Below are 13,977 nucleotides of genomic sequence, written 5' to 3'. Positions count from 1 at the left end.
GGCAGGCGAAAGCGGCTTGCACGCTTGCGCCTCAGTGGACACCAGCCGTCCCGCCGTCGCCCTGGCGCTGGCGATCGAGCGCCTGGCCGACGCTGATCGCCAGCTCGGCCAGCTGGAAGGGTTTGCGCAGCACCACACCATCGCCGATCACCTGCTCGATCGCCTTCATGTCGGCGTAGCCGGTGGCGATGATCGTCGGCAGGCCGGGGAACATCGCGCGCGTGCGCTGCACCAGTTCGGCGCCGGTCATGCCCGGCATCAGGTAGTCGGTGATGAGCAGGTCGGGCCGTTCGTCGTGCAGCGCGCAGAGGCCCGCCTCGCCGTCGGGCGCCTGGCGCACCGTATGGCCGAGCGCTTCGAGCGAGGACACCATCGACTCGCGCACGAAGTCGTCGTCCTCGACGATCAGGATGCGCGCGGCCTGCCTGACGGCCGGTATGCGTGCCGGCGCCGCCGGCTCGGCGTCTTCCTCGCCGCCCGCCTTGCGCAGCCAGATTTCCACCGTGGTGCCCACGCCCGGCTCGCTGAAGATGCGCGCGGCGCCGCCCGACTGCTGCGCCATGCCGTACACCTGGCTCAGGCCCAGGCCGGTGCCCCCCACGCCCTTGGTCGTGAAGAAGGGTTCGAACACCTTGGCCACCAGGTCGGGCGCCATGCCTTCGCCGCTGTCGGCGACGGCGATGCGCACGTAGTCGCCCGGCGGCAGGAAGCCCGGCGGCGGTTCGCCGCAGGCGGCGACGAACACCAGTTCGCCGCCATCCTGCATCGCGTCGCGCGCATTGATGGCCAGGTTCAGCAGCGCCATCTCCATCTGGTTGGTGTCGGCCAGTACCGGCGGGCAGTCGGTATCGACCTCGAAGCGCAGCCGGATACGCGAACCGAGCGAGGTGGAGACCAGTTCGCGCACGCCGTCGAAAAGAAAGCCGATCTCGGTCTCGCGCAGGTCCAGGCTCTGGTTGCGGGCGAAGGCCAGCAGCTGGCGCGTGAGCTTGCCGCCGCGCTGGCAGGCCTTGCGCGCGATTTCCGCGCGGCCCTTGGCGACTTCGTCCTTCGACATCAGGAGGATCAGGTCCATGCTGCCCTGGACCACGTTGAGCAGGTTGTTGAAGTCGTGGGCGATGCCGCCGGTCAGGCGCCCCACCGCTTCCATCTTCTGGTACTGCGCCATGGCCTGCTGCACCCGTTCGCGCTCGATGATCTCGTTCATCAGGCGGTCGTTGGCCTGGGCCAGGGCGCGGGTGCGCTCCTCGATGCGCGACTCCAGCGTTTCGTTCAGCGCCACCAGCTGCTGGCGGCTGTGCTGCAGGCTGGCGGCGGTGCGCTCGCGGTCGGCCAGCACGTCGCGCGCCTGGTACTGGCGGCGCCGCGCGCGCAGCGCCGACACGGTGGCGCTGCGCAGCGTCTGGACGTTGAGCGGGCGCTCGAGCAGGATCACGTTGCCCAGGTCGCCCAGGCGCGCGCGCGACGCGCCCTGCTGCAGGCCGATCGTCTTGCCAAGCAACACAACGAAGGGAAAGTCCGACCACGGCGCCTGGCTCCCCAGCCAGGCGTGCAATGCCGCGACATCGGCCCCGTGCAGGGCTTCCTCGGCCAGGATGGCGGCGCCCGCGCCCTCGCCGATGGCGCTTGCCAGGTCGGCGAAGTCGGTGGCGACCTCGTATCCGAGCCCGTCGCGTTGCAGCACCGAGGCCATGACCTCGGCATCGCGTCCAAGGGGCGCGAAGATCAGTATCCGTTCTTCGTGCAGGCTACTCCGGTGCATGCCCGGCCTGCGCCATCAGCGGCGTGTCCCCACGGTAGGTTGGCATACCCGACAATACGCCCTCGAACCCGTCCAGCGGCGCGCCGATGACCACCCCGCCCTGGCCCAGCAGCAGCTCGTGGATGGTCGTGGCATGCTCGGTGGTGCGGCTCTTGATCACGCTGATCGCGCGCCGCACCTTGCCGCCCGCCTCGAAGAAACGCAGCAGCACCGTGCTGTCGCTCAGGTAGCTCAGGTCGACGTCGGTGCGCGCATCGGCCATCAGGCCGTGCTGGCCGAGGATCATCAGCGTTGTCACGCCCTGCTGGTTCAGGTAGGACAGCAGTTCGTGCATCTGCAGGATCAGGAAGTGCTCGCCCGGCATCGCCTGCAGATAGGCGTTCAGGCTGTCGATGACGATGAAGCGGCTGCGGCGCCGGTCGACCGCGTCGCGCAGCTTCTGGGCGAATTCGCCGGGAGACAGCTCGGCCGGATCGAAGTGGTCGATGGTGAGCTGGCCATTGTCGAGATAGGGACGCAGGTCGAGGCCGAGCTGGGTGCTGCGGGCGAAGAAGGTGCCGAGCCCTTCGTCGAACAGGTAATACGATGCCTTCTCGCCGCGCTCCAGCGCCGACAGCAGGCAGCCCGTCGACAGTGTCGTCTTGCCGATGCCGGACGGCCCCACCAGCAGGGTATTCGTGCCGCGCACCAGCCCGCCGCCGAGCAGCGCATCGAGGTCCTCCGAACCGCTGGAGTCGACCTGCGGCGAGAAATCGCGCACATGTTCGGCGGCGACCAGGCGCGGATACATCACGATGCCGCCGGTGTCGAGCGTGTAGTCGTGGAAGCCGCCCCGGAAGCGGATGCCGCGCATCTTGATGACGTTGACCCGGCGCCGCTCCTTGCCATACTCCCTGGTGATCTGCTCCAGGCTGATGACGCCATGGGCCAGGCTGTGCAGGTGCTGGTCGGATTCGGCGGTTTTGTCGTCGAGCAGCAGCACGGTGCAGTCGCGCGCCGAGAAGAACTGCTTGAGGGCAAGGATCTGGCGCCGGTAGCGCAACGGGTTCTGGGCCAGCAGGCGCACCTCGGACAGGCTGTCGAACACGATGCGCACCGGCCGCAGGGCGTCGACCTGGTCCATCACCTTGCGCGTCGTTTCACCCAGCTCGACTTCGGACGGATGGAACACCGACTGCTGCGAGTCGGGGTCGAGGTCTTCGTCGCCGGCCAGCTCGACGATCGCCAGGGCGCTCAGGTCCCAACCATGGCTGTGGCCGACCGCGACCAGCTCGTCGGTGGTCTCGGACAAGGTGATGTACATGCCGCTCTCGCCCCGGGCGACGCCGTCGAGCAGGAATTGCAGGCCGAGGGTGGTCTTGCCGGCGCCGGGGGAGCCCTCGACCAGGTACAGGCGTTTTGGCGTCAGGCCGCCCCCCAGGATGTCGTCGAGACCGGGGATGCCGGTGGATGTGCGGTCGTTCATGAAGTGCAGCCCTGGCTGTAGGCCGGTTCACGCGCTTCCGCGCCTGCGCACGAGGGACGGGATGGGGATGGCCTGGATGGAAAGTGTCGCGCGCGGTGCAGCTACGGCGCAACGGATATTGCTGGGATTATATCCTCATCAAGGCTGGGCCGGGACAGCACAGCATCAACCGTGCTACACTATCGACTGTGCGGCATCGATCAAGCCTCTTGCGCTCGCGCGTTGGGCTGGCGACACGAGATTGCCTCTGGTAATTCCTGATTCCGTCCCCATATCGTGTGACTGCGGACGAATACTGCGCCAGCAGCGCAGCCCTGAAGCGCGACGCGGAACGCGGGCCGTCGCACCCAACGAAGTAACCGTCATACCTGACATCGAAGTGAAGCCGGCCGCGTGTGCGGGCTTTCTCATTCCCCGGCATGGCGCCTGCGCCGCGCCGCCACGGTCACCTTACACAGCCTGCTCGCGCGGGCCGCCTCACCCGCCGGCCCGGGCGCCTTCGCGCCAGGCCGGCCAGATATACTCGTATTCAATCTAACAGGAGCCCAATCATGGCAAAAGAAGAACTCATCGAAATGAATGGCGTCGTCTCTGAAGTGCTGCCCGATTCGCGTTATCGCGTCGATTGCGAAAACGGCCACAAGCTGATCGCCTACACTTCCGGCAAGATGCGCAAGAACCACATCCGCATCATCGCCGGCGACCAGGTCAGCCTGGAACTGTCGCCCTACGACCTGAGCAAGGGCCGGATCACCTTCCGCCACCTCGGCAAGACCGGCACCGGCCCACGCCCTCCGGTGAACCGCGCGGCACGCCGCTGATCGGTACGGCTCATCGCCAAGCAACGCCACGCCCAGCGTGGCGTTTTTTATTGGCGCGCACTTTCAGGACCAGGCCGGCAGATCGTCTTCGCAGCAGCTTATCATCGCGGGACGCGTGGATGCCAACCGAGCCATCCGCACCCTACAGGAGTGATGCAAAGGTGTGGTGAGATGCAAATGCGGCAACGACGCAGCGCTGAAACCACCGCGAACGCCGTCGCGCGCGGCCTGAACATCCTGGCCGTGCGCGATGCCCCCCAGGCGCAGCGCTATATGGAATACAAGAACGTGTGGCGCTACAAGAAAGTGCGCCACAAAATAAGAAAATTAGTCACCTATCAAGAATTTTTGACACGATGGCCAGCGCTTGCCAGAGCGGCTTCAGTTGCTTATCCTGGCAGCAACAACTGCTTACACTGAACCATTCTGGATGTCCGCTATCGACCGAGACCGGCCAGAGCCGGACTTTGGTGGCCGCATCTGGACTTCAACGTTTGCGAAAGAAGAATGCTTACCAAAGGAAAACAGGGAATGAACGACCTACGCAATGGACTATACGGCACGGTATTGGTGTTGGCGGCAGCAGCGCTGGGCGGCTGCGCCTCCTCGGCCGCCATGACGGGCGAGCCAGGGGTACGCATGGGGGACAGCTATGAAAAAGTGCTCGCCGTGGTCAGCCGCGACAATACCGTGACCAAAAAGGTTGATGGCCAAGGCTTCCGGGCGGAGGGTTACTCGACAATGTTCAAGGATTGTCGCGCCAAGTACTTCCTGTTCCAAGGTGCCGATGGTTTGCAGGGCGTGAAATATGAGCCAGCGCCGCATCTGTCGGTTGACCAGAACTGCCGCCAGCCTTGACTTCCCCTTGCGATGAATTTCCGCTGTCGGCCACAAGCGGTCGTTGCTGACCGACCGATAAACTAAATTTTCAGGCACGGCACATGGTTCCGTATGGCTTGACTCAAGCACAATTTCAAACGATGTATCGGCGCAAGCTTGACGGTCTTTCCAAGCGTGCTATCGCCCATATCAGTACGCTTTTATCTATACCGGTATCACCAGACGTCGATGAGGCGCACGTCGAAATTTTCCCTGGAGAGGACGGCGGATCACCAGACGTTTGGATGTATTGGCGTGGTAAAAATAATAAGGTCGATCACGCGGACCTGAGTCTATTTGCCGGCAGATCAATGTATTTGGAACTCGGCCTTGAAATCCTTGCTGAGCTCGACGAGCAATATTTCCTCAATCCGGACCAGTTTCCTGGACTTGAGTTGGCTGTGCCTATCTTGTCACGCTGGCTGTCTGAATGTTGGTGGAAGGCTGGCGGGTGGCGGTACCCAGTGCCGGTCACGCTAGCAGTTCACGATTTCGGGACTTGCGGCTCAGTGTTGCTTTCCGAAGGCGGTGCCTAACTCAGGTGTTCAATGTCCGGTATGGGTCGGTAGCGGACTCTCGCGCACCCAACGCGCTGTCCAGGCTGTGGCAAACTTTATTGTTGCAAGCGAACGATGCAAGACCGTTCGCCAGGTTATTGTGGCAACCATTATTTGCAAGAACAACATGCCAGAATCGGCCCGCCTCATAGGGGGGCTTGTGGCACCTTTATGGTTGGTCCACAGAGCGTACCCTCGTCCGTGATCGAGCGCGTCCTGCGAAGTCCGGATGCGTGCAGCCTGCTGACGCCGGAACAGCAGGTATCCGAGGCGATCCTGCCGCTGCCGCGCAACGGCCGGTTTCCGGGTTGAGCGGCGCCGCTCAGCGCACCGGCACCGGCGCCAAGGTGCGCAGGCGCAGCGCGATCAGCAGGCCGATGCCGAGGATCGCACCCAGCAGCGCCACCACTCCGGGCCAGGCCCAGTGCTCGTATACATAGCCGGTGAACCACCCCACCACGCTCGAGCCGAGATAGTAAAAGAACAGGTAGATGCCCGAGGCCAGCGCCTGCGGCGGCTGGGCGCGCCGTCCGACCCAGCTGCTGGCTACCGAATGGGCGGCGAAGAAGCCGAACGTTGCCAGGCCCACGCCCAGCACCACGGCGACGACCGAGTCGACGAGGGTCACCAGCAGGCCGGCGATCATCACCCCCATCACCAGCCACAGCACGTTGCGCCGGCCCAGGCGGTCGGCCAGCTTGCCGGCCCACATCGAGCTGAAGATGCCCAGCAGGTAGAGCAGCGACAGCAGCCCCACCGCGCTCTGGCGCAGCCCGAACGGCGGCGCCAGCAGGCGGTAGCCGATGTAGTTGTACAGACTGACGAACGCCCCCATCAGCAGGAACGGCAGCGCGAACAGCCAGGGGAGGCCCGGGTCGCGCAAATGGATGCGCAGGCCATCGATGAAGCCGGGCCCGCGCGCCGGCAAAGCGCCGCCATGGCGCGACGGCGGCAGGCTGCGCGAGAATTCCCAGGCCGCGTACAGCCCGGCCGCGCCGAGCAGCCCGACCGCCACGCGCCAGGACGCGAAATCGCTGACGAAGGCCGAGATCACCCGCCCGCTCATGCCGCCGAAGGCGCTGCCGCTGATGTACATGCCCATCGACAGGCCGAGCGAGGTCGGTTCGATCTCGTCGCTCAGGTAGGCCATGGCCACGGCCGGCAAGCCGCCCAGCATGAGGCCCATCAGGCCGCGCACGGCCACCAGTTGCGTGTAGTTGGCGGCGAACGCGCAGGCCAGGGTCAGCACGGCGCCGCTGATCATCGAGGCCACCATGACCGGTTTGCGGCCGAAGCGCTCGGCCACGCTGGAAGAACCCAGCAACGCCAGCGCCAGGGTGGCGGTGGACACCGACAGCACCAGGCTGCTCTGGGCCGGCGACAGCATGAAGTCGTGGCCCAGCAGCGGCATCAGCGGCTGGACGCAATACAGCAGGGCGAAGATGGAAAAGCCCCCGAACGCCATCGCGCGGTTGATGCGCCGGAAGGCCGGACTGCCGGCCGCGATGCGTGCGCCCGGGCTACTCATGCTCAGGGATATTCCGGGTCCACTTCGGAACCGGCGTAGTTCTCCAGCTCGGTCATCAGCTGGGCGATCGTGGCCTTCGTGCCGATCTGTTCCAGCACCGTGCAATGCTTGCGATAGATGTCGATGCGTTCGGCGATCACCGGCTGCAGGGCCGGCGGGATGCGCGCCAGGAACTCGGCCCAGCCTTGCTCGAAGTCCGGCTGGTGCTTGCGCAGCGCCTTCACGAAGCGCTCGAACTCGCTCTGGCCGGTGCGCGCCGTGATGCGCGCGCCGCCCTCGGCCGCGAAGATGATGGCCAGCGCGATCACGCCCTCCGAGTTCAGGTCCGGATCCTTGACCGGGCCCTCGTAGTGGTTCTTGCGCAGCCACTCGGCGGCCTTGACGGTCGCCTGGACCTGCTGGCGCTGCTGGACCTGGCCCAGGAAGCGCTCGTAGCCCGACCACGATTCGCCCGGATCGGCGGTGCAGATGTCGACGAACAGCTCCTTCAGGCGCCGCTGGGAATACACCGGATCGTTGTCGTACTCGCTCACCAGGCTGTCCTCGGGCAGCGCGGCCAGCTCGCGGATCATGCGGAAACCCGCCTGGAAGGCGTGCTCGGCGCCCTCCCCCACCAGGATGTCGAGCGCGTCCAGGTCGCCCTCGTCCACACTCTCGATCAGGTGCTCCAGGCCCAGGGACACGCCCCCCACCGTCAGCAGCAGCGCGCGCGCTATCCCTTCGGCGGTGCGGTCGTTGGTGAATTTCTCGGCCACCATGGCAGTGATCCCGGACAGCTCGTCGGCCAGGATCGCCGCTTCTTCCGGCGTGGCTTCGCCCGGCAGCAGCCTGATCGCGCGGATCAGGCGCGGCGGTTGTTCAATGACGATGGCCGGCAGCATGTTTGCAGCGCCTCCGCTCACGAGAAGATGTCCGAGCCCATGCTGCGGCGCGGACTGCGGCGCGGCATGCTGCGCACCGACGGCACCTGCTTGCGCAGGCGCAGCAGAAGGTCGCGGGTCGAGCGCTGCATGAATTCGGACTCTTCGTCCGGATCGTCGGGCAGCTCGATCTCGGCCATCTCGGCGCTGTGGCGGAATTCCGGGAACAGCTCGAGCAGCGAGCGCTCCCAACCGTCTTCGGTGGCCTTGGCCAGGTCGACCGCCAGCGGCACGATGTCGCTGTCGGCGCTGGTCTGGCCGCTGACGTAGCGGCCTTTCGACAGGATCTCGCCCGCCACTTCCAGGATCTCCTTCGGCGCCAGCGACCACAGGATCGCGAACACGGTCGCGCCATGGTCGGTGGCGGAGGCGGCTTCGAGCAGCTCGTTGCGGCGCTCTTCGTCGTCCTGGGCGTAGACCACGCCGTGCACGTGGTTGAACAGGTTCTCGGCGATGCGCTCGGGATCGTCCTCGATCAGGTTGTCGGGCCAGGTGGCGGCAATAAAGGCCAGGCTGTCGGCCCAGGCCTTGGGCGGCACCAGCATGGTGGCCAGCGAAGTCTTGCCGCCATCGAAGCCCGACAGGTGCAGCGCGGTCACTTGCGGCGGCAACTCGGTCAGGACCTGGGCCACGGCATAGTCGCCATGCTCGTCGGCGGCCTTGGAGAACACCTCTTCGGCGTGCTCCAGCGAACCGGCCAGCACCAGCTCACCGACCTGGCTGACCAGGGCCGGCAGATTGGCTTTGCTGCTCTCATCGCTCATCGCGGTCTCCTTCGTCGAACAGGCCGGTGAAGTCGTCGGTGGCGTCGCCGTTGTCGTCGACATCGTCGCCGTCGTCGTTGCGGCCGAGCTGCTCGAGCGACTGGTCCTCGTCATCCCAGCGGTTCTGGTTCTTGAACAGGAAGGCGGTGATGATGGCCTGGCGCGCCAGTTCAGGGTAGTTGGCGGTCATGCCCTCGTACATGGCCTTCCCGTCGTCGCCATTGCACTCGGCCATCGCGAACACGCGCGCCGGGTCGCCGTCGGCGTAGTCGGCCGCTTCGCGCATCAGGCCCTTCGGATCCAGGAAGCGGATCTTGTCGACCAGGGCGAACGCCATCATATTGACGTCGTCGATGCCGCCGCCGTCGGCGTATTCGGACACCAGCGCGCCGACCATCATGTCGTAGTTCTTGCGGTTGGGCGGGTCGCCCAGGGTGCCCTCGATCTGGCCTTCCAGTTCACGCGACTGGAAGGAGAATTCGGGATGTACGTTCTTCATGTTCTATCCTGTTGATGGGACGCGGCGGTGTGGGCCGCGTCCGGTGCTTGCCATGTGTGCGTATGGCGCCGTGGGGCGCCGGGTCAGTTCGCCGGCAGGTTCACGCCGTTGAGCGCGAACAGCGAGCGCCACAGTTCGAAAGCCTCGGCCTCGGCATCGAGCACGATGCGGTGGTTCACGCTCTGGTTGTATTCCTCGCGCTTGGCACGGTCCGAGAGGATCTCGTAGGCCTTGGTGACGGCCTTGAAACGCGCTTCCGCGCCTGGCGCCTGGTTGCGGTCCGGGTGGTAGCGCATGGCCAGCGAACGGTAGACCTTCTTGATCTCGTCGTCGGTGGCATTCGGCGCGACGCCGAGGATCGCATATAAATTTTCCAACAGAAACTCTCCCGGCAACTATCTTAAGAATGCGTAAATAGAGATTATCCTATAGAAAACGCCGGACGTGGCGCGAGGGCCGATGTCCGGCTCGCGACGTGGGCAACCTCAGCCGCCTCCGGGTACGGTAAAATGCCCCCCAACTTACCCTTCCAGAACTATTTCATGAGCAACGACAAGAATACCCCGGCGTCGGGCAATGCACCGTCGTCGAATTTCATCCGTGCGATCGTCGAATCCGACCTGGCCGCAGGCACCCACCAGCGCGACGGCCTGCCGCCGGTCATTACCCGCTTCCCGCCGGAACCGAATGGCTACCTGCACATCGGCCACGCGAAGTCGATCTGCGTGAACTTCGGCCTGGCGCGCGACTACGCCGGCCTGTGCCACCTGCGCTTCGACGACACCAATCCGGAAAAGGAAGACCAGGAATACGTCGACACCATCATGGATAGCGTCAAGTGGCTCGGCTTCTCGTGGGAGCGCGAAGGCCAGCAACACCTGTACTTTGCCAGCGACTATTTCGAGCAGCTGTACAAGATGGCCGAGTACCTGATCGAGAAGGGGTATGCCTACGTCGACAGCCAGAGCGCCGAAGACATGGCAAAGAACCGCGGCAACTTCGGCACCCCGGGCACCAACTCGCCGTTCCGCGACCGCCCGGCCGCGGAATCGCTGCAGCTGTTCCGTGACATGCGTGCCGGCAAGTACAAGGACGGCGAGCACATCCTGCGCGCCAAGATGAGCGAGGATGCGATGGCGTCCCCGGTCATGACCAACCGCGACCCGGCCCTGTACCGCATCCGCCATGCGCACCACCACCGCACGGGCGACGCCTGGTGCATCTACCCGATGTACGACTACACGCACCCGATCTCGGATGCGATCGAGAACATCACCCACTCGCTGTGCACCCTGGAATTCCAGGACCACCGTCCGTTCTACGACTGGCTGGTCGCGACCCTGGCCGAGGGCGGCTTCTTCAACAAGCCGGTGCCGCGCCAGTACGAATTCGCGCGGCTGAACCTGACCTACGTTGTCACCTCCAAGCGCAAGCTGCGCGCGCTGGTCGACGACGGCACCGTGACCGGCTGGGACGACCCGCGCATGCCGACCATCGTCGGCCTGCGCCGCCGCGGCTACACGCCGGAATCGATCCAGCTGTTCTGCGAGCGCATCGGCGTCTCGAAGGCCGACGGCTGGATCGACATGGGCACGCTGGAAGGCGCGCTGCGCGACGACCTGGATCCGAAGGCGCCGCGCGGCATCGCCGTGCTCCGTCCTTTGAAACTGATCGTGGATAACTTCCCGGAAGGCGAGTCGGTGGAATGCTCGTCGCCGGTCCACCCGCACCATCCGGAAATGGGCAAGCGCACCTTCCCGTTCACGCGCGAGCTGTGGATCGAGCAGGAAGACTTCATGGAAACCCCGACCAAGGGTTATTTCCGCTTCACCCCGCCAGTGGGCGACCAGCCGGGCAGCCGCGTGCGCCTGAAGTACGGCTATGTAGTCGAGTGCACCGGTTTCGACAAGGATGCCGACGGCAAGGTGATCGCCGTGCACGTGAAATACTTCGAGGATTCGAAGTCGGGCACGCCGGGCGCCGATAACTACAAGGTCAAGGGCAATATCACCTGGGTCAGCGCGGCGAGCGCGCTGGAAGCCGAAGTGCGCCTGTACGACCGCCTGTTCCTCGATCCGCAACCGGATGCGGGCGGCAAGGACTTCAAGTCGGTGCTCAATCCGAACGCCCTCGAGACCATTACCGCCTACCTGGAACCGGGGCTGAAGGATGCCGTGGCCGACCAGCGCTTCCAGTTCGAGCGCCATGGTTATTTCGTGGCCGATCGCGTCGATTCGCAACCCGGCAAGCCGGTGTTCAATCGCGTGACCACCTTGAGGGATAGCTGGGGCAAGTAAGCGCTCTCGGCTCCGAACGATCCCGCCCCGGCATTGCCGCGGCGGGATTTTTACTTCGTGCTGAGGTCGAGCAAAACAAAGGTGACGCCAGCGACGCCTCCTTGTAACAAAGCGGTCATGCAAGAATGTCATGATGCCGGCCATCTTTCTGATCGGAGCCTGCATGACCTCCTTACCCTCGACCCGCTTACGTTTGACCAGCGCAGCTTCCTGCGCCACCGCACTGATCCTGGCCCTGCTGGCCGGTTGCAGTCCCAGCGATCCCGCTGCACCGCCGGTGACCACGCCTCCGCCAGTGCAGACGCCGGACCCGACACCACCCCCTCCGGTGCCGACGCCGGTCGCCTTCATGAGCGACGTGCACTTCCAGAACGTCTACGGCGACTTCAAGAACAGCCAGTTCGCCGGCATCCCGACCAAGGATGGCAAGAACGCGACCATCCGCACGATGTACGCGCAGCTGACCTCGACCCGCCTGTTCAACGAGAATTACTTCGCCTTCTTCGCCGCGCTGGACGACGCCTACGCCAAGGGCATCCGCGTCGTGGCGCTGCCGGGCGACTATACCGACGACGCCCAGCCGATGAACGTCGACGGCATCGCCGAGATCATGAAGACCTACCAGGCCAAGGGCATGCGCTTCTTCCTGGCGCCGGGCAACCACGATCCGGTCGAGCCCTACGACGACAACGAAGCCGGCAAGAACGACTTCCTGACCAAGGAAGGCAAGGAACAGAAGATCTTCGCCACCGGCAATCCAGCCTGCGTCGCCAAGGACCCGACCGTGATCTGCACCGACCAGATCATGGAACAAGGCACGGAACGCCTGATGACCAAGATGGCGGAATTCGGCTTCATGCCGAACAAGGCCGACCTGCTGTGGGAAACCCCGTTCAGCAAGTACAGCGGCGGAAAATACACGTATGACGAAGCGCTGGCCCAGGCCGCGGTGAAGAACCGCCAGTTCGAGATCTGCCTCGAGGGTTCGGGCGGCGCCTACAAGGCGGCCGGCGAAGCCAAATTGGGCAAGGCCTTCACCAAGTGCACCGAGATGATCGACAGCACCTACCTGGTGGAGCCGGTCAAGGGCCTGTGGCTGCTCTCGATCGACGCCAACGTCTTCGTCCCGAACGCGAAGTTCGATCCGGCCAAGCCGCACGACTTCAAGGGCTACGATGGCGCCGGCAACGCCGGCTGGAACAAGGTGATCACCCACAAGATGTTCCTGATGGACTACATCAAGTCGGTCGCCGCCCGCGCCAAGGCGGAAGGCAAGCAGCTGATGGCCTTCTCGCACTACCCGACCATGGACTTCTACGCCAACCAGACCGCGGCCATGAAGGCCGTGTTCAAGTCGGGCGCCTTCCAGACCGCGCGCGTGCCTGACCAGACCGTCGCCAACGCCGTGGCCGCGACCGGCCTGCGCCTGCACGTCGGCGGCCACATGCACTTCAACGGCACCAACGACCACCAGGATGCCGGCGGCAACTACCTGGTCAACGTCCAGTCGCCGTCGCTGGCGGTGTATGGCGCTGCCTACAAGATCGTCACCTACAAGAACCAGGACACGATCGACGTCCAGACCATGCCCCTGAACACGGTACCGCGCTTTGCCGAGCTGTTCCCGCACTACGTGGTCGAGAACGACTACCTGAAGGGCAGCTCGACGCCCGCCGACGCCGCCAAGCGCTGGGACCGCGACATCCTCGAGACCCGTTCCTACGGCGAATACACCCATCAGTACTTCGGTGAACTGTCGCGCCTGCGCTTCATGGACGAATACTGGCCATGCGAGATGAAGGAAGCGGCGATGGCCCTGAACGGCAAACAGATGCTGATCCTGGCGCAGCTGCAGACGAAGGTGACGCTGGCCCAGCTGAAGGACGCGCCCGGCGTCGTTCCATTGACGGCTGCCTGCGCCGCACCGGGTACCGCAGCCGGCGCCACGGTCGCCGCCTCGACCCTTGCCGCCGACTGGGCTGACGCCACCGCGCGCGCCGACAAGCTGGCCAGCGCCGCCGGCCTGCGCCTGGACGACTTCGCCGGCATCTCGGCCTACGATTTCTATGGCGACTTCCACCGCACCGTGTATGCGGGCGAACTGGCCCTGCGCGACATGGGCCAGCAGCGCGTGAACCAGTACAAGCTCTTGATGGCGGCCTTCCCCGCCACCCCGGCAGCCATCGTCAAAGTGGGCGACAAGCCATCCGACCAGAACCCGGTGCACGTGCCGTTCCAGAACCAGTTCAAGCAGGTGTTCGCCATCCTCAAGGGCCTGGGCTCGGCCAAGCCGAGCGACCATTTCACGGTCGACCTGCAAGGCAAGAAGGTCAGCAACGCCAGCAATAATGGCCTGAGCTTCAACTGATCGCCCGCTGGTCACTGACCAGCCCGAAGGCGCCGCGGCCCATGGTCGCGGCGCCTTTTCTTCGCCTATCGCCTCACCTCTAGACGTCGTGTTTTTGTAAAACCTAGTAAACCTGAT

General features: G+C 64.8%; 13 protein-coding genes. 6 read left to right on the top strand and 7 right to left on the bottom strand.

Annotated elements, in window-relative coordinates:
* Positions 1-31: 31 nt before the first annotated feature.
* Together SOM61_RS08035 and SOM61_RS08030 are read right to left on the bottom strand one after the other, a co-directional pair.
* On the bottom strand, positions 32-1,762 hold the full coding sequence (locus tag SOM61_RS08035) for a response regulator (protein WP_320473597.1): 1,731 nt from the start codon (positions 1,760-1,762) through the stop codon (positions 32-34).
* A complete protein-coding gene (locus tag SOM61_RS08030) occupies positions 1,749-3,227 on the bottom strand; it encodes an ATPase domain-containing protein (RefSeq protein WP_320473596.1) in 1,479 nt (492 codons plus the stop codon). Before SOM61_RS08030 ends, SOM61_RS08035 begins: the two co-directional genes overlap by 14 nt.
* A 551-nt stretch (positions 3,228-3,778) precedes the next feature.
* Here SOM61_RS08030 and infA point away from each other — a divergent pair.
* The 4 genes from infA (at position 3,779) to SOM61_RS08010 (ending at position 5,463) form a co-directional block, all read left to right on the top strand.
* Positions 3,779-4,048: a translation initiation factor IF-1 gene (gene infA / locus SOM61_RS08025; RefSeq protein WP_123071346.1), complete on the top strand. Its 270-nt coding sequence runs from the start codon at positions 3,779-3,781 to the stop codon at positions 4,046-4,048.
* A 177-nt stretch (positions 4,049-4,225) separates the two neighbouring features.
* Complete coding sequence (locus tag SOM61_RS08020; protein WP_320473595.1) at positions 4,226-4,468, top strand: hypothetical protein; 243 nt, start codon at positions 4,226-4,228, stop codon at positions 4,466-4,468.
* Positions 4,469-4,579: 111 nt separating this feature from the next.
* Positions 4,580-4,906, top strand: a complete 327-nt coding sequence (locus SOM61_RS08015) for a hypothetical protein (RefSeq protein ID WP_320473594.1) — start codon at positions 4,580-4,582, stop codon at positions 4,904-4,906.
* 83 nt (positions 4,907-4,989) lie between these two features.
* Positions 4,990-5,463 (top strand): hypothetical protein, encoded by a 474-nt coding sequence (locus tag SOM61_RS08010; protein WP_320473593.1) that lies wholly within the window; start codon positions 4,990-4,992, stop codon positions 5,461-5,463.
* Positions 5,464-5,806: 343 nt separating this feature from the next.
* Here the strand turns inward: SOM61_RS08010 and SOM61_RS08005 are convergent, their stop codons facing one another.
* The 5 genes from SOM61_RS08005 to SOM61_RS07985 all read right to left on the bottom strand — a co-directional run bounded on the left by SOM61_RS08005 (position 5,807) and on the right by SOM61_RS07985 (position 9,572).
* Positions 5,807-7,012 (bottom strand): MFS transporter, encoded by a 1,206-nt coding sequence (locus tag SOM61_RS08005; RefSeq protein ID WP_320473592.1) that lies wholly within the window; start codon positions 7,010-7,012, stop codon positions 5,807-5,809.
* 2 nt (positions 7,013-7,014) lie between these two features.
* A complete protein-coding gene (locus tag SOM61_RS08000) occupies positions 7,015-7,893 on the bottom strand; it encodes a hypothetical protein (protein WP_320473591.1) in 879 nt (292 codons plus the stop codon).
* Positions 7,894-7,910: 17 nt separating this feature from the next.
* Complete coding sequence (locus tag SOM61_RS07995; protein WP_320473590.1) at positions 7,911-8,696, bottom strand: hypothetical protein; 786 nt, start codon at positions 8,694-8,696, stop codon at positions 7,911-7,913.
* A complete protein-coding gene (locus tag SOM61_RS07990) occupies positions 8,686-9,195 on the bottom strand; it encodes a hypothetical protein (protein WP_123071342.1) in 510 nt (169 codons plus the stop codon). The genes SOM61_RS07995 and SOM61_RS07990 overlap by 11 nt, the downstream gene beginning before the upstream one ends.
* Positions 9,196-9,278: 83 nt before the next feature.
* Positions 9,279-9,572: a DnaJ domain-containing protein gene (locus SOM61_RS07985; protein WP_123071341.1), complete on the bottom strand. Its 294-nt coding sequence runs from the start codon at positions 9,570-9,572 to the stop codon at positions 9,279-9,281.
* 165 nt (positions 9,573-9,737) lie between these two features.
* Here SOM61_RS07985 and SOM61_RS07980 point away from each other — a divergent pair, with 165 nt between their 5' ends.
* Positions 9,738-11,492: a glutamine--tRNA ligase/YqeY domain fusion protein gene (locus SOM61_RS07980; protein ID WP_320473589.1), complete on the top strand. Its 1,755-nt coding sequence runs from the start codon at positions 9,738-9,740 to the stop codon at positions 11,490-11,492.
* Between the two features lie 163 nt (positions 11,493-11,655).
* Entirely contained in the window at positions 11,656-13,860 is a 2,205-nt protein-coding gene (locus tag SOM61_RS07975; RefSeq protein WP_320473588.1) for a metallophosphoesterase, read from the top strand.
* The last annotated feature ends 117 nt before the right edge of the window (positions 13,861-13,977 follow it).

This window comes from Massilia sp. CFBP9012 (assembly GCF_034045115.1).
Classification (GTDB): domain Bacteria; phylum Pseudomonadota; class Gammaproteobacteria; order Burkholderiales; family Burkholderiaceae_D; genus Telluria.
The sequence above is the reverse complement of the archived record's forward strand: the minus strand, read 5'-3'. Positions and strand labels throughout refer to the sequence as shown.